The 15,839-nt window shown below is 39.3% G+C and carries 12 protein-coding genes and 2 pseudogenes; 4 read left to right on the top strand and 10 right to left on the bottom strand.

Features of this window, described 5'->3' with window-relative positions:
* Window positions 1-201: 201 nt before the first annotated feature.
* Together HNQ69_RS08035 and HNQ69_RS06610 are read left to right on the top strand one after the other, a co-directional pair.
* Window positions 202-575: pseudogene (locus tag HNQ69_RS08035) on the top strand (hypothetical protein).
* A 49-nt stretch (window positions 576-624) separates the two neighbouring features.
* Window positions 625-1,074: a hypothetical protein gene (locus tag HNQ69_RS06610; RefSeq protein ID WP_183229263.1), complete on the top strand. Its 450-nt coding sequence runs from the start codon at window positions 625-627 to the stop codon at window positions 1,072-1,074.
* Window positions 1,075-1,097: 23 nt separating this feature from the next.
* Here the strand turns inward: HNQ69_RS06610 and HNQ69_RS06605 are convergent, their stop codons facing one another.
* A complete protein-coding gene (locus HNQ69_RS06605; protein ID WP_183229262.1) occupies window positions 1,098-1,871 on the bottom strand; it encodes a DUF4167 domain-containing protein in 774 nt (257 codons plus the stop codon).
* A 770-nt stretch (window positions 1,872-2,641) separates the two neighbouring features.
* On the opposite strand from HNQ69_RS06605, the gene fdhE reads away from it, so the two are divergent.
* Window positions 2,642-3,613, top strand: a complete 972-nt coding sequence (fdhE, locus tag HNQ69_RS06600; protein WP_183229261.1) for a formate dehydrogenase accessory protein FdhE — start codon at window positions 2,642-2,644, stop codon at window positions 3,611-3,613.
* A 557-nt stretch (window positions 3,614-4,170) separates the two neighbouring features.
* Here fdhE and HNQ69_RS06595 read toward each other — a convergent pair.
* Window positions 4,171-4,626, bottom strand: coding sequence for a hypothetical protein (locus HNQ69_RS06595; protein ID WP_183229260.1), 456 nt, complete (start codon window positions 4,624-4,626; stop codon window positions 4,171-4,173).
* Between the two features lie 1,787 nt (window positions 4,627-6,413).
* On the opposite strand from HNQ69_RS06595, the gene HNQ69_RS06590 reads away from it, so the two are divergent.
* Window positions 6,414-6,602: a hypothetical protein gene (locus tag HNQ69_RS06590; protein ID WP_183229259.1), complete on the top strand. Its 189-nt coding sequence runs from the start codon at window positions 6,414-6,416 to the stop codon at window positions 6,600-6,602.
* A gap of 643 nt (window positions 6,603-7,245) precedes the next feature.
* Here the strand turns inward: HNQ69_RS06590 and HNQ69_RS08030 are convergent.
* The 8 genes and pseudogenes from HNQ69_RS08030 to HNQ69_RS08025 form a co-directional block, all read right to left on the bottom strand.
* Window positions 7,246-7,665, bottom strand: a complete 420-nt coding sequence (locus HNQ69_RS08030; protein ID WP_246348547.1) for a hypothetical protein — start codon at window positions 7,663-7,665, stop codon at window positions 7,246-7,248.
* A gap of 1,078 nt (window positions 7,666-8,743) precedes the next feature.
* Window positions 8,744-9,748, bottom strand: a complete 1,005-nt coding sequence (locus HNQ69_RS06580) for a phage tail protein (RefSeq protein ID WP_183229258.1) — start codon at window positions 9,746-9,748, stop codon at window positions 8,744-8,746.
* Window positions 9,745-10,869 carry a tail fiber domain-containing protein gene (locus tag HNQ69_RS06575; RefSeq protein ID WP_183229257.1) on the bottom strand — a complete coding sequence of 375 codons (1,125 nt, stop codon included), beginning with the start codon at window positions 10,867-10,869 and terminating at the stop codon, window positions 9,745-9,747. The genes HNQ69_RS06580 and HNQ69_RS06575 overlap by 4 nt, the downstream gene beginning before the upstream one ends.
* The gene (locus tag HNQ69_RS06570) at window positions 10,866-11,321 is read right to left on the bottom strand and encodes a hypothetical protein (RefSeq protein ID WP_183229256.1); all 456 of its coding nucleotides are present in this window, start codon (window positions 11,319-11,321) and stop codon (window positions 10,866-10,868) included. The genes HNQ69_RS06575 and HNQ69_RS06570 overlap by 4 nt, the downstream gene beginning before the upstream one ends.
* Window positions 11,322-11,600: 279 nt before the next feature.
* A complete protein-coding gene (locus HNQ69_RS06565) occupies window positions 11,601-13,064 on the bottom strand; it encodes a hypothetical protein (protein WP_183229255.1) in 1,464 nt (487 codons plus the stop codon).
* 224 nt (window positions 13,065-13,288) lie between these two features.
* Complete coding sequence (locus HNQ69_RS06560) at window positions 13,289-13,984, bottom strand: hypothetical protein (RefSeq protein WP_183229254.1); 696 nt, start codon at window positions 13,982-13,984, stop codon at window positions 13,289-13,291.
* 122 nt (window positions 13,985-14,106) lie between these two features.
* The gene (locus HNQ69_RS06555; protein WP_183229274.1) at window positions 14,107-15,225 is read right to left on the bottom strand and encodes a N4-gp56 family major capsid protein; all 1,119 of its coding nucleotides are present in this window, start codon (window positions 15,223-15,225) and stop codon (window positions 14,107-14,109) included.
* A gap of 354 nt (window positions 15,226-15,579) precedes the next feature.
* Window positions 15,580-15,839, bottom strand: a pseudogene (locus HNQ69_RS08025) (hypothetical protein); the annotation flags it as partial.

Here is a 15,839-nt window from a genome sequence, read left to right as displayed (position 1 = left end):
CACCGGAACTTAACCACCGGAACTTAACCACCGGAACTTAACCACCGGAACTTAACCACCGGAACTTAACCACCGGAACTTAACCACCGGAACTTAACCACCGGAACTTAAAACCCCTAAAAACGTTTGTTCGTAAAGAAAATGCCACCAGGCTGACAAACTGGGCTCTATGTTGTCAACCTCTTATTTCGAAAGTATTTGATGAACCCTCTTATTTTTATCCTCTTATTGGTTTCATGTACAGATGATTTTACCAGCTGTTATTCTAACAATACAATGGTTAAAACCTACCCAACAGCGCAAGCATGTGATCAAGCTATGATACCTTCCACAAAAAAATTTGCTTCTTACGGACAACAAATCTTTGCCCAATGTATAAACGTACAAGCAAACTTATATCAACAAGAGGTAACGTTGATCTGGTCCGTAACAAACCACGGCAATTTCCTGCTTAAAAGCCAAAATATGAATAATAAAGTATCTAGAGTTCGTAAAGCAGGTGTTTTCCTTCATCATCCCCACTTCTAAAGATTCCCTCTACTAGACCTCTTGCACAAAAAGCCTTAAAAGCATAAACCTCATCAAGCTCTAAAAAACAATCAATGGAAGAGTACAAGAGTACGGATGGTGGATAACAAACAAATGCATATTTCAAAAGACCATCGCGCAGAGCAAGATGCACTGCCTCAAGATCATCCCTTAGACCCTGCAGTAGAACGCGTGAGAAAAAAGCTTATGCGTTTAATGATTATTTCCATTTCCATAACGCTCATTCTTATTCTTGCTGTCCTATTTGGCGTTGTCTACAAGATTATAGCAACGGGATCAGCTCCAAAACAAACAGATCCCTTTCCCTCTCACAGCACAAATCAAGAAATTTTTCACCACACACTCTTCTTATCAAAAAACACACAGATTTTATCACAAAGCCTTTCGGATCATAATATCGTATTAAAAATCCTCACACCTGGTGGACAGACAAAATTTATGATTTACAATTATCATAGCGGTGCATTGATTGCTGTTCTTTCTGTTGAAACAACAGAAGAAACATCTACCACTCTGCCCCATTGAGACAATAACACCCCCAAAAGCGTTTAAACAGTTTCTTCTGCTGAAGAGGGAGTCGCTCCCTGGCGCCGCCTCCGTTTTCTCTGCACTTCCTTATCTCCTACAGGCAAAGAGGCAACTTTTACCAACGGCATATCCCCCTTCTGAGAGGTCTCTGATATTTCCCTCGAAGGTTTAAAATGTGAAAGTTCTAGAGTTTCTTCTTCTTGAGCACGCACAGCACGTCGCCGTGAAGGTCGCCGTGTTTTTTTGACAGGTTCAATTTTTTCTTCAACACCATCGCATTGCTTTGGATCGATTTCCTCATCGAACAGAACATTCATCCCACACGCATCTTCATGCACCTGCCCATTTTGCGATTTCACATGTTGACTATTATTATTCTTTTGTAACGGTATTTGTAATACTTCTGTGTCACAGTTGGCAGTATCTTTGCCTTTTTTCTCACCTTCAGCGTTTATTTCACTGCATTCTTGCTCATTATTTTCATCACGATTTTCATCACGATTTTCATCACATCGGACAGATTGCATCTGCCCAGCAGCAGCCAAAATAATACGCAGGTAATGTTCAGCATGTTGCAGATAATTCTCCGACATAACACGATCGCCAGCACCTTGTGCATCACGTGCAAGACTTATGTATTTGTCGGCAATTTGTTGAGCATTCCCACGAATTTTAACATCCGGACCGCTACTTTCATAATTTCGAGACAAGGGGTTAGGACCGCGACGATTATTATTATTATTGTTGTTGTTATTATTGCGACCGCGTACCCGTCTATTTTGTTGTGGCCTCATTTTTATCCCTTTTTGGAGTGTGTGTCTTTATTGATATTTCTTCATTGCATTATTTTCCGATAATGCTGATCACATTTAAAATACGGTTATCAGACTATCCGCGCTTTATTTCACTTAAATGATACCTACTGATATTTGATAAAAGTATATATGTTCTGAAAATCACAAAAACAGCAGGGAAAATGTAAATCCAAACTTCCCTCTTTCTCTGTTAATGAGCAAAAACCTAGTGATGTTCATATAAAATGCCAAGTGTTTTTTTCTAAATAGACCATATTTTACTAAAAAAATAACCATCTTGTGGAAAAACAAAAAGCGAGAACACATATAGAACAATCTCTGATAAAGAAACAAATCCCTCCAGAGAATAAACAGAATTCTCTTCTTTGCTCTAAAACCACCGACCCTAAAAACGCCGATATTCTCTGCCCCCCTCACGTACCTTTCTCGTAAGAAATTACACCCTACGAGTCACTGCACGAACCCCTCTGCTCTATGAATATAGCTTTTCCTCTACGTGAAAGCAACCCCCTTGTGAGCAACAATCCACTTTTGCTTCACAAAAACTCTTGTTCTTTATAAGTAGATTAACATGGATCATTCTTCAAGCCCTATGATCATTAATCGATCAGTCTTCTTACCAAAGCCTGCCAACTGCACTAGAATTTTCGCTTTCGTTTCACGAGATTTATCGATAAATTGAACTCAACGTAAAAGCTAAGTTTAAAAACAGAAAAAAATCATAAATCTATGAGAAAGAAACAACCGACATGCTGGGCGCACAAAAAAATTCAGAGTCGTCTCAAAAAATGCCCAGACTTATGAACAAGAATGGTACAATAGGTTCTCCAATTTCCGTTATACTGCCCAATAAAGAAACTTTGTTTGCTAAACGCGCGCAGCGTTTTACACATTTAGCCAGTACCCTCGCAAACAAAGAGGTTCTTCTTTTTTTTGCTGATTTTTGTGATGCCCAACAACAATCGACCGAAAAATTTAAAGATTTTGCTGTCCCCCTTAGCCGTTTTGGTGCATCTTCAGCACCTCCTTTTGATCGATCAAAGTTATTAATTTTAGGTCTATATGAAAGTATTGTTGGAGATTTTTTGAAACGACTCACAATTAAAACATTCCCTAGTCAAGTATTCTCGAAAAAAAAGCATGAAGCTTTAAAGCGCACACAACAGCAAAGAGACTATTGGCGCCTATGGGGACACAATTTGTTAAACCACACCCTTCCACCACAGCAATTAGCAGAACATATTTTCATCGCTGGCGCATTGCAAGTCATGTATTCTCTTGCCGCTTCACAACTTGATGCGCAAAGCTTAATCCCACAACAACACAATCTCTGTCCTGCCTGTAGCGGTACACATTCCGCCACCCTCATTATAGAGAGAAAATCGTATGAAACTCTAAAGGTTTGTTCTTGCCTTTATTGCGGCACTCTCTGGTCTATCCCTTACACCCAATGCACTTTTTGTGGAGCAACGCAGAATAATATTTCTCTCGACACGACTCAAAATATTCCCGAAGGCATTTTATTTGAAACTTGTGAGGCATGTGGCTCTTACTGCAAACAACTCAACCATCATAAAAATCCCACACTCGATGTTTTTACCGATGACATGAGCACACCCACAGCCGATTTTTTGCATAAAGGTTCTTTTCACTTTAAGTATAAAGCTTTTAATCCCTTTTTAGCAGAATACAAAAGAGAAGCAGATTTTGTCCTCTACTAGAATTTTCAACACCAGGCCCCATGAACCCTCCCTCCGGCAACGCAAAGGAAAGCTACAGGAAACGCATAGAACACCACAAAGGAGCTTAAAACAATGGCTCTTACGCGAGGAGAGAGATCAACAAAGACAAAAACCATCTCACGCATTCCACAATACCTACCCTAACCTAAAGGCCTCTTTTAATGGCGAAAATAGGGTATTTTACAATGTATATGAGTATATGGAGTGATTTTCAGATTAAAAATGTACACACTGCATCACAAAAAAATCGATGATTTTAATGCTTTCTGAATCAAAACACCAAAATAAATTTGGCCTCGCTTTTTTCTTTCTCTCAACAGCAAAAAAGGTTCAATATTTATCTTTGTGAGATCCTGGAATTTTTTTAAACTGCTGGATTAAGAAGAAAAATTTCAAAGGAAGAGCATGTACTGATGAAACAATGGGGATCTCTCTTCATTATAAGATGGCCCTTCGTAGAAGGGCAGCCATAACCACAATGTGCTTGTATATTTTTTCACAAAATTTCGCATAGTTTTGAATTTACAGAGCAAAATTTAAAAGTAATTACGCACTTGACCTTTTTTATCTTCTCTTTGAGCTTCTTTTTCATTGAGAAAGCAATCCCGTAAGAGAAAGTAGTTTCCATCCCCCGGTCGCACTATCTTTACACATCTTCTCTTTGCGGAATTAGGAAGTTCATCCCACATTTCGCGAATGGTAAAATAGGCTTCACTTTCCAAATTAATACAATGTTTATAAACTTCTCTTTTCATATCGGGCATAACGGAAGCAGAAACTTCCTTGCAATACACGCGTAAATCAAAGACTGGAATATTCAGTTCAACAGGAACTTGTTGTGCTATTTGTTTGTCAGCAGAAAAAGAACCGATAACTTTAGTGATGACAAAACAAACCATCAAAATACAAAAGAGCAGCATGAAAATAAAAGCGATCTTACGATATAATCTCTTAAAATAAGCTTTTTGTCTTGCGCGGATTCTTTTTTCCATAAAGACTGTATCCTTTAACATTCGAAGAGAGCGCTTTTGACAGAAAACAAGAAGAGAAGCATCATTACACACAATCCATATTACACTGCAAACCAGCAATCTTCTTATATCAAAATACTTACTTGCCGCTGTATCATGAACATTTCATTCTCTTTGTTGTTTGCAACTCTTATTGGAAACTTTTCATCCGCTTTATGAAAAAGATAGAGAGGCATTACCATAAGAGTTTGTTGATGTAAAATCCCATGCAAGCAATATAATTGATTTTCTTACTGGGATGAAAACACATCAATACCCCCAATTTTCCATGATACTATCTCCCTGCGCACCGTATAGATAGGATGTTTGGTATCGTAATATCAGCAAAGACTTCCCTCTGTTTTCCATATTGTTTCCATAACAATCAATCAAAAACATCAGAAATGAAGCATATTTCTAATGTTTTAGAACAACTCGGATAAAAGGAGGTCATGCTCTTTTACACATGCTCTTTTACACATGCTCTTTTACACATGCCCTTTTACAAATGTCAATCTTCTCATAGAGAATGCTCTTTAAAACAAAAGAACGAGACTCTTTCAATTTTATTATGAAACCTTTTAACATGATTAACCACAACCACGCCATAGGAGACTCCCTTATATTTTCCAGAAGAAGAGTACAAAACGAAAAAGATACGTGGAGATTGTTTTGCCTAATTCTCTTCTGTTTTTAAGAAAAATTTTTGAAATGACGATAAACACCATAAAATGCCAAAAGATTATCCCTGCTCTCTTAGGTTGTAAACCCGAATACAGCATTATCCAGTTGCAAGAGAAAACTGAACAAGAGCTGCAACCACCCTCTCTTTTCACTTCCCTATCTTAATGATAAAATGGAAGTTACCACAGGAGAAGGATTAAGAAGAAACGGACAACCGCTCCTTTATCACAAAGTCTCAATCAAAAAACTGCGATATTTATTCTCATCGCCCAATTATTCCTATGTTCATTCACACAAGATATTGAACGCCATTTAATGAATCATCACAATGAATTGCAAAATCTGATATTTTTCATCCAAGTGGGGGGAGAGATGGTAGACGCTCTAAACTTGAAAGGACAAAACTTAACTCTAAAGCCCGTGCACGAGGGATTAATAAAGTAACAGCTCCAACCCGTAGACGCATCATTTGATCTTATGGTATCATCAAAGATGAAGATTGAACAGACTCTTAACCAAAAACTTTAACCTTGCCCTTATTGATACAACTCTCGAGCCTGCTCAATGCGCATAGCATAAATCTATCTCAAGACAGATTACCAGAGAAAATTTTATGTTCTATCCCTCCATCCACCCCAAGTCATAAGAGTTAAGGAATAAGATTGAATTCCGTTTGCGGAAACTTTGTCAAAATGCAAATGAATAAATGTCACTTGACCATAATCATCCTCTTGTTAAAATTCACTTGGTCTCTATCGTGCTGTTATTTTACGGAAATCTTCTTCTATAACTAGCGGTGTTCATTCAACAAACAACACAGCTATTGCCAATGGACGACGTGCTGTTTTGCTTGGCAGTCAAAGTGTGACCATAGGGCTTTTGGAAGAAGCTATAGTTTTGCAAACTGTTCAATAAACCGCGACAAAATCCACCCACTATAGCTCTCGAAACCACTATAGACATATGTAAAAGCGTGCTTATGAAGCCTTTATTCTTGCCAAGATACAACAAAATCTTGCAACATTTGTCTTTCAACCTATGCCACTTGTAGGAGATGCTGCTGGATTTAAAGTGGTGCGTCGTGTTTGTTTAACCAAAAAGCATTCCTTGAACTTCCACGTTTTGAACTTTTACGGAGAATGTCAGAGACCTCTCAGAAGGGGGATATGCCGTTGGTAAAAGTTGCCTCTTTGCCTGTAGGAGATAAGGAAGTGCAAAGAAAAAAGAGGCGGCGTCAGGGAGCGGCTTCTTCTTCGGTAGAAGAAAATGTTTAAACCTAAAGAGCAAATGTTTAAGCGCTTGTGAGAATGGAATAACTTTGATGCGCTTTAAAGTTTCTTTTCTTCTTCTTTTTGAGAATTCTTGTAAATGCAATTTTATAAGTATTTTCTTCTGCTTTTTTCCATTACAACAATCCCCGGTACTTTTTGAAAAAAGGAGAATAACAAAAAGCCTTTATTCCTAGCTTATAGAAAAAGAAATAGGAACAGCGAATGACTTACCGATCTAAAACCGATCAATTCCCTCCTTAAAATTTTTCTTAAATTATGCACGCGTTTTTTACCTTAGAGGTTTTGCTTAAAGAGCAGCCAAAAATCATGTCTTTCGAGACAAGAAGCCTCTCAACTTATTCCATGATCCATTGTTTGTATCACAAGTTTGCATACCAACAGCGCTTCGCTCTGCTTTAAGAAATGACCCCATGCTTTCATTGCAACGAGCTCCTCTTTTGAAATTTCTCCTATTTTTAGAATGGCTCAAACACATTCCGCATTACCCTATCCAGAGATAAAATTGAAGAGTTAACTTAGAACGCTTCATCGATAAAGATGCGCATGAAACAGTTTGTCTGTCTTTTTATTCTCTACAGCCTTTTTCCCCTAGCTTGTCGTCTTTTTTCCCCTCTTTTCTCTTGGATCAAATAGACTCCTTACTCCCCTTAACTTTACAACTTCCATCACTGATTGTGATCATTCCGTGATCGAAATTGGTCGTTATAATATTTTCGATATCGAACTTATTCGCTTCACCACTCCCTCTATCAATTTCTTCAACGGTTACAAGACCTGGATTAGTAACTATATCAAAGTCACTATCATATTCGTTGCCTTGATCATTTCCTTCAGTATTTTGTTGATGGTTGGCATTGACAAGATCTATTGTTTTCAATTTTTGTTCTAAAATATCTAAGCGCTGTGAAATTTGTGTAATATCTTTCTGTATTGGCTCCACAAGTGCATTCAAAGGAGCGTGTCCCATTCTTCCACTGGCATAAAGAACCACGCGGATATGTTCAGGATCAGTAATATCATCAATAGAAAATGGAAAAAGCGTCATGAGATTCCCTCTTTTTGATAGGCTATACAACACCGCATTAGTAGATTCTGATGCATTTTATCGATAAACTTTTTTACCATTAAAACCTCAAACATCCCCATTAAAAAACTTTTGAAAAAATTTCTAAGAACCTCTCACAATGGATTTTCTTAAAAATGCGTCTTTTTTTCACTCACGAAAAGCGGCGCCATAACAATTTGAAACCAAAGCAAAAATGCAGGGTCAGCTCGCATCATTTGATCAATCATTCTTTTTCGGTATAAATATTATCTTTTTAAGGAGATTGGTGAACAAACAACAGCTCAGTCTCTTATGAAAGAGTGCTCGATTTATGAATCCACATGCCTCGCACAGATTGTGTGTCATAAGGCATTTTTCAGAAATAAAAGCCATAGCGTTTTTTACATGCCTTCATTCTTTTTTCAAAAGAGGCAGAGTACCTTTATGTATTTTCCAACCATCGCAAGCTAAGAAGCAGGCATTGGAAAATCTTTCACTAAACTTATACTTCACTTCCCAACACATTTACAACGAAACGTCTAAAATTTAAAACGCGCCTTTTTCTCCCATAATATTCTTCTTGGCCAATTTTTCTAATAAGAGAAAAGATCTTTGTTCTTTAAAGAAAAAAGAAACTCTTGCTAAAAACAAGAGCGTCTTTTTTTCTTTTAGATAACAAAAGAAAAACAGCAAAGAAATGAAGAAACAGATCCCAGAGCTGAAAAAAAATGATCCCATAGAGCTCTCATTTTATTCTTTTCATCCCATTCAATCCATTCCGCCTGTGGGGATAAAAAACGCAGACAAACTGTTTCATGCGCATCTTTATCGATGAAGCGTTCTAAGTTAACTCTTCAATTTTATCTCTGGATAGGGTAATGCGGCATGTGTTTGAGCCATTCTAAAAATAGGAGAAATTTCAAAAGAGGAGCTCGTTGCATGAAACAGTTTGTCTGCGTTTTTTATTGAAACGAAGAGCTCTCCAGGCTTTGTACATGTTCTCTTTAAGCATGATTCTTTTTCTTTCATAACACAAGCCTTTTAAAACAATTTTTTATCTCTAGCAGTGCCTTAATTTTCAGGCTTTCACAGCATAAACAACTGCAACATTGACGGGCCGTGTTTCATCACCACCTGTTGTTTCCAACAAGATCTCATGGCTATGCTCCCCCTCAAATTCGGTCAAAGATTTTTTAGTATCGAATCCATATGGATGATACATGAAGTCACTGTCCGCTGCAGTTACAGAAATTGGCTTAAGCCCTATAAAACTATGTAGGTGCTTACCAGCGGAATTTGTTTTCCCTTTATGGGTATGGGCTTTAAAAGACTCTTCTTGTCTGCTTCCAAGACGACGTCCTTTATCAATCTCTTTTCCGCTATCCAACCCACGCAAGAACATTCCCCGCAAATCGGGAACATTAAATGTTGTATTCCCATCTCCTTTTCCCCATGTTTCACCAAGGGCAGCAAAGAGATTTGCATAAGTGCTTCGTGAATATGCTTTCCCATCACACAACAACCAACCCGTCGGGATTTTTTCCATAGCAAAAGTCCCAATAAAGCCAGGTGAAAAACTTTCAGGCAAAGGAGGAAATGGTGGAATTTCGGGCAGTTTGATGGTAGGATTGGTTAAAAACCAACCATCTGCATTCTTTCCAGCAATGTCACAAGTGTAGACAAGCTCATAAAGAGCTCCTTTTTGAATTTCCTGGCCTTTTAAAGGTGCTATCCCTTCTGAGGTCACTTGGTAAACCGGGCAGAAAGGCAATTGATTCAACGCAACATTTGTTATTCCTCTGTTGATCTCTTGTGCTTTGAAGCGTACCACAATACCACCCCTATAGGTCTCAAAAACAGACTTTGTGGTCAAGCGAATCGATGTTTTATTTTGTTCCCCATCGACAGTAAACTGTGTTTCAATCACCCCACCATTATCTGATAAATACTCTTTAATACGTTGCATCATAGCGCGAGCACTATCATTCACTGAACTTGGGGGTTGTCCTTCTGCCCAGTTTATGATCTCATCAGCATAGGCATTTTCAGATGCAATAAGCGACCAATCATAAATCGAGCTCATAGAATGTATCCTTTTTTCAACAAGGGCAAACGCGCAAAGAAAGAAGAGAAGAAAGCAGCAATTTTCTTTCTAGGTGCTGGTATTTTCTCCATTTGGAAGCCGATTTTATTATAATCGACATGCAGCAATTTTGTTTTTGCATTGACAAAAACAGCATCAGGCTTCAAACGCAATACATCTTGGGCAAGAACGCCACAATAGCGTTGTGGGTCTCCTTTATAATTAAAGTTATAAAGTGGATAACCCTTTTTTTCTCCCACAGGAATAATATTTTCTTTTGCTCTCATATCACAAAGTCCTAAAATTCCGCCCATAAATCCAAGAACTTTTTGTACATCACCCAATGGATCTTTCGTGACAGAAGGTTTTATTATAGACTTTCCTGTTGTTGTTCCATAATTTCCAGCCGATTGTATTCCCATGCGCAGCAACTGTTCTAATCGGTTCCATTCTTGATTGTCTTGTTCTGTCCATTTTTGGCGCTCAGCATCTAAGATATTCTGACGGTTGGCATCTTGAATGATCCCCCCCTTCAAAACATTGTTTTGCGCATTACTTTGCCCTTGATAGTAGCTATTTGCTGCATTAATCTGATCATATAATGAGCGATCAATCATCTGATTAGCATTCATCATATTTTTCACATCTTGATTATATTGCTGTGCCGTCGCATTTGTTGCCAATGCACCCAGTTCATCGGCGAGCACGCCGGTATGGGCGCCAGAACCATAGCGCCCAGCTCCAGCCATAGATTGATTAATAGCATCAGAAGTTTTACTCAGCGCATTTTGCAAAGCAGTATTAAATTTGCTATTGTTTCCAATCCAGTTTCCTTTAGCCATATCAAGAAGGTTTGTCGCAGTTTGCGTTGGTCCATTAAATACCTTTGTCAAAGCCGGATTGTTATATTGATTAGCAGCCTGTTCTAACCCGGCGATTGCATTTTGTGTTATCGTACCAAGACCAGCAACACGCTCTCCCTGATAAACATTGCCACCAATTCCTTTATTATAAAGGTCAAGTGCTTTAGAACTGGCTTGTTTAAAGATATCTTCTGCCCATGCGGGTGGTGCATTTGTTTGTGTTGTTGTCTGCACTTGAGGTGTTTTTTTTCTACTCATGCGTTAAGCGCCTTTCTATAATGAATAAGATTACGAGAATATCCGTGATGGACGAGCATTTTAGCCCATCCAGATCTTCCAAACATATGCATTTCCTCCGCATTGATTGACCGAGCCCATTGTTCGATCTTATCGATCAACTTAACCAATTTTAGTCCTCCCTCTCCAGCAAGATCTGAAAGAACGACGCGTTTTTTTCCCCTGTAGGTTTTTTCAACTTTGGTGATTGCAAAAGCACTAAATTGCGTCTTGTTTTTTAAGATCAGCCATAATTGTGCTTGTCCGGTCGCGAGTTCTTCGGCAATTGTTTTCAGACAGACATCATCGGGAAACCGCTTAGCGTATTTTTTCAATGCAGCATTGAGAGCCTTTTGATAAGGTGCTATTTTTTCCCATGTCCATTGATCTGTCAAATGAACAGAATAAAGATTTTGACTGTTGTGCATTGTCATAATTGAGGCTCTTTCAAATTTTTAAGCCATCTCACGAACCGATGGTAAAACTATGCAAACGCACTGTTTTCTATTGCGCTATACTGCATACATCGTTTCTTTAAGGGGTAGCATGCATCCACCTATTCTCTTCATTGCAAAAAGTCCTCCACCTATTCGCGCAATTTACGCAAGATAGATGCCCACATGTGTTCTGTAGGGCAGAAAGATCTTAGCGCCTATATTTTCGCGTAGGAGAAGACAGGTTCCAGCATATTTGCCTGGTTTACAAGTAAAATGCTATCGCATGCCAGCAGGTTTCAATTCAACATCGAACCCTGAGACATGAGACCAATTTACCCCTTCAGGGATTCGTAATCTAAAACGATAAAAGCGTGCCCTTGCGCGACAATGAATTTGGCCCGTATTCCGAGAAGGCTCTTTTTCTGGCGACCAAACAGGTTCCTCTTCAAGTGCTTGATGAAAGCGCATTCCCATGGACAAATAAAACTCTCTGCTATTGACTTGAGGCATAATATTTTTCACCCGCGTTATCATGCCATTTGTCTGCCCCATTTCTTGTGATGTCACCACACACGCCATAGGAGGACCCAAAAACGCTCCAAGCCTCCCTTGATGATCAAACGCACCGAGAACAGGCGATTCATTTTTCCAAACTTGACTATCGAGAGAAAAGGGTAACTCATCAATGCTCTGCGCAATCCGATCCAGCCCTTCTAATGTGGTCCCCGCCAAAAAAATGGGCAAAATCATTTTAATATCCACAACTGCTTTTGTCCATTTTTGCAAACTCCAATCATAAATGAGCAAAATGCGTTTGCGGACAGCATCACCAGGATCGATCATCCAATACACGCGATTATAAACTCCATCGATAGCAGCAGACAGAGTAGCAAGGTTATTACAACTAGATTTTGCCATCATGGTTCTGTCTACTTTTTCGAATCCAATTGGTATAATTTGTCCCCCACTGGTTATCTGATAAAATCCACCTTCATCAGCAAAAAAGGCAAGATCCCCTCGACAAACAATGGATTCAGCGTTTTTTGCGCCACGTTTATCGTGGATTTTTTGAAAACTAAAAATAATTTTGGATCCAGGGATAAAAGATCCGGCATAGATTGCAGAACGCATAAAGATGATTGGATTTGTTGTTTCGGTTGCGCCTTGTACGAAACCACCATCGGGAAAATCTTGATAATCGCAGCTTTTTTTCCCCACGGTCCAAAATTCAGCATCATTCAACCCTGACCAATAGACACGTCTTGGATGTTCGGTCAATTTCATCAAACAGACAAAATCTCCCCACACACGAACAATTCCCGCTTGTGGGGGATTTCCTCCCAAGTCTCTAAATCTTTTATCATTATTAATATCGATCACTTGTGGCTTATCATTAGCATTAACAGCAATGATATAATCTCCAAACAAAGCGAAAGACCATGGAGCATCGACATTCGCGAGATAAGATTTTCCCTTTTGGCTTATATCTTTCCACTGCATTGTCGTATTGTCGAGAAGGTAGATTTTCTGTCCCGTCCCCACAAGAATAGACACACCGTTTTTTGTTTTCACTGCAAGAGCCCCTAAAAGTGTATCAGGACAAGGCTCTGTCAAAGTTTCAAAGCTTGGCATAGGGATATAGGACCCATCAGCGGGAAGCACATTGATGAGTTCATCGGTAAAGATGCCATTAATGTTAGCAACATCGGGTCGATAATCAGCGATTGGGAAAAAAGCCATTGAAAACCCCATTCATATTTGAAAATCCTTTACAATTTAAACTATCGCAAAAGTCTGTTTTTTTCATCACAAGAGCTCCTCAAATGGGATAAGGCTCTGTAACAAAACCGCCAAGCACGGCTTATAGGGAGCAGGCAAAAGCACACTGATGCCTTCACCCATAAAACACCATAACTGTTAGCATCAGCCATCAGCATCAACACTCAACGATTATGAAAAAGTTTTTAAAATACCGTTGGAAGAATGTTTGAAGCATTCTTTCTGCGTGATGTTTCAAAACGCAAAATTTGGAGCTGTTCTTGAAAGTCTTCGAAAGAAACAGCAGCATATTCAGGATCTTTGAGGATATTTTTGTAGAGCTCGTATTTTGCCCGTGCTTTAACGAGATCAAACGCATAAATCAACAAAGGGTTCTCATTTTCTAGCACCTTTTCATCTCCAAAACGGCAAGGAACATAAGAAAGACACACAGGATCAATATCTTTGGGCGTTGGAAAAAGCCCTATTTTTTGATCAAGACAAGTGTAGAAAAGAGGTGTTTCTTGTGGAGGGAGAGATCCGTATTGTTTTTGCAACACTTCAAAAGATTTAAAATGCAGTTGTCTTTGCGTTGCAGGATGTTTTCCTAAAAAGACAGAATAGAAAGTTCTTTTTGCTTCAATAAAAAGCCCAATTTCTTTGCCATACCATGTCTTTCCCCTTTGCGTTTCAAATGTCATGACTCTTTTTTCATTAAAGAAAAAAGGTTCGCATTCACACAAACGCAAAGCAGTAAAAATTGAATCTTGAATTTGAACGGAATATTCAGCTGTTGTATCATCAATTTCATCTTGAATAAGCGCGACCATAGAGGCAAAAGTTTTAGAATGGTCTAATTGCGGGAGATTGAGATCAGGGTGATCAGTCGGTGCAACAGTCATGAGCAGTCATACTCCTTTTGTGTATGAAGCATTTTAAGTGTTTTTCCCCCAACAGTATCTTCTAGCAACGCAAAAGAATGTTCCCTTGGGGGACAAGAATTTGAAAATTTTCAAACAATGTTTTAAGCAGGCGCTCCATAAGTTGGAATCACGATTGTCGCGAAATCCTGCACACCTTGCTTACCTCCTGGCAAATTGTAGCAAGTTTTTTTCATCCCAATAATCGTTTTTGCTGCGACACCGAACTCTCTTTCATAATCGAACAGTTCCTCCACCAATTTATAGCGTGTAGCGCCACGATCTTTTCCAAAAGCAATAACGGCACTTTGTGCTCCCAAAAGAACAGCGCGTCGTACATTTGAGACAGGTTTGTCTGTTGAACCTGACTCGACGCCTTCTGTCACATGTTCAGCCTCGCGCAAGACGACACCATTATACATACCAAGCGACCCATCATAGAGCGGATTTTTGAGGCGGCTTCCACTATAAATTGCTTTGGTAATGTCGAGCCACTGTCCGGCATCTGTATTGGTACGCAATTGTGTGACCTGCGTTGGATGCAGATAAAGTACATAGACATTTTCGCCCTCAACACGCACGGGCCTAATTTTGGGATTCGCAAGTTTAGCCCGTTCAACGGCTTGATCTATCAGCTTGAGATTGAAGACATCATTTTCTTTCAAATCTTCATCTTTTGTTTTTCCATTGGGACGCACAACACGCTTATCGGTTGGTGCAGTTGGAGCATTAAATCCATAATGGACAGGTTTAAGGGTAATTGAGCGTCCTTCAAAGTTGATGGTTTTTGCGGTATATCCGCAGACTTGAATGAAAAACATCATACTGAGACGATCGGCATACCAATCAACCAATCCATTTTTGGCTTCGGTACGCAAATCATGCAAAATCCGTTGCTGATCAATGGTGCCTTCATTTTTGACCCGCACAGCATGAACAAGTTCATTAATTGCTAAGCGATCATTGAGAAATTGGAGTGCTTCTTCATGGCCTTCCAATGTCTGTCCTTCACTCACCCCATCCCCGAGCAACTGTACGCGCAAATTAAAGCTAATAGCATCCCCACTTGCTTTCGTAGTTTCATCTTTTAATTGTACGATACTGTTAGAATCTTGCCCGATCAAAGGTGCAATAGGAATTGCTTTTGAAACTTCCTGGTTTAGTAGTTTAGACCATGTGCGCACTGCCATTGGGTCATTGATTCCGATATAAGTTACAGCCATTTTATCCTCTAAAAGTTTATTGACATAAAAAGCCGGCCAAGAGCCGGTTGTTAACATTCCACATTTCTTATTTCAGATAATGGATTGGTTACTGCGTGTTTTGTGATGTTAGTTTATCGCTTTTGCCTCCCCCCTCTTTAAGAGATCTCCTCTCTACGCATCTGCTTTGAGAAGTTTCTCTCTTTCCCATCTCAAAGGCTCCATATGCATCCATGCTTCAAGAATTTCCCCGCATCCGCCTCAAGAGAACTCCCCTGCGTTCAAGCTTTAAGAATTCCTCATGCATTTTCGCTTTTAAGGTTCTCCCCCGCCCATTAAACGGTTAAAAGCGGTTTTGTTTTTGGGATCTGCAACCTAAAGACTAAATTCTGCTTCTGACATTTTGTCGAGCATCTCTAAAGAAAGAGGTCCATTTGGCGTCAAACCGTTATAAGCAGCCAGTGTCCGTGCAGAATTTTGTCGTTCCTGCAAGTTTTCACCCATGTTATTTTGCGTATTTGTGTAGCCAATTTTTTACGCAATAGAGTAGATCACCTCAGCAGGGTTTTGATTTTTTAGCGCACAATCCCGCAAGATCTGTTTTAATTCACTGCCGATCACCTCATCAATGACTT

This window comes from Bartonella callosciuri (assembly GCF_014203215.1).
Lineage (GTDB): Bacteria > Pseudomonadota > Alphaproteobacteria > Rhizobiales > Rhizobiaceae > Bartonella > Bartonella callosciuri.
Note: the sequence above shows the minus strand (reverse complement) of the source record. Positions and strands in the feature narration are given on the sequence as shown.

Bases quoted from the DNA above. Each gene is read 5' to 3' on its own strand.
- HNQ69_RS06565 (WP_183229255.1), bottom strand. From the start codon at position 13,064: ATGGCTTTTTTCCCAATCGCTGATTATCGACCCGATGTTGCTAACATT.
- HNQ69_RS06555 (WP_183229274.1), bottom strand. From the start codon at position 15,225: ATGGCTGTAACTTATATCGGAATCAATGACCCAATGGCAGTGCGCACA.
- HNQ69_RS06560 (WP_183229254.1), bottom strand. From the start codon at position 13,984: ATGACTGTTGCACCGACTGATCACCCTGATCTCAATCTCCCGCAATTA.
- HNQ69_RS06595 (WP_183229260.1), bottom strand. From the start codon at position 4,626: ATGGAAAAAAGAATCCGCGCAAGACAAAAAGCTTATTTTAAGAGATTA.
- HNQ69_RS06610 (WP_183229263.1), top strand. From the start codon at position 625: ATGGTGGATAACAAACAAATGCATATTTCAAAAGACCATCGCGCAGAG.
- HNQ69_RS08030 (WP_246348547.1), bottom strand. From the start codon at position 7,665: ATGACGCTTTTTCCATTTTCTATTGATGATATTACTGATCCTGAACAT.
- HNQ69_RS06570 (WP_183229256.1), bottom strand. From the start codon at position 11,321: ATGACAATGCACAACAGTCAAAATCTTTATTCTGTTCATTTGACAGAT.
- HNQ69_RS06575 (WP_183229257.1), bottom strand. From the start codon at position 10,869: ATGAGTAGAAAAAAAACACCTCAAGTGCAGACAACAACACAAACAAAT.
- HNQ69_RS06605 (WP_183229262.1), bottom strand. From the start codon at position 1,871: ATGAGGCCACAACAAAATAGACGGGTACGCGGTCGCAATAATAACAAC.
- HNQ69_RS06580 (WP_183229258.1), bottom strand. From the start codon at position 9,748: ATGAGCTCGATTTATGATTGGTCGCTTATTGCATCTGAAAATGCCTAT.
- fdhE (WP_183229261.1), top strand. From the start codon at position 2,642: ATGCTGGGCGCACAAAAAAATTCAGAGTCGTCTCAAAAAATGCCCAGA.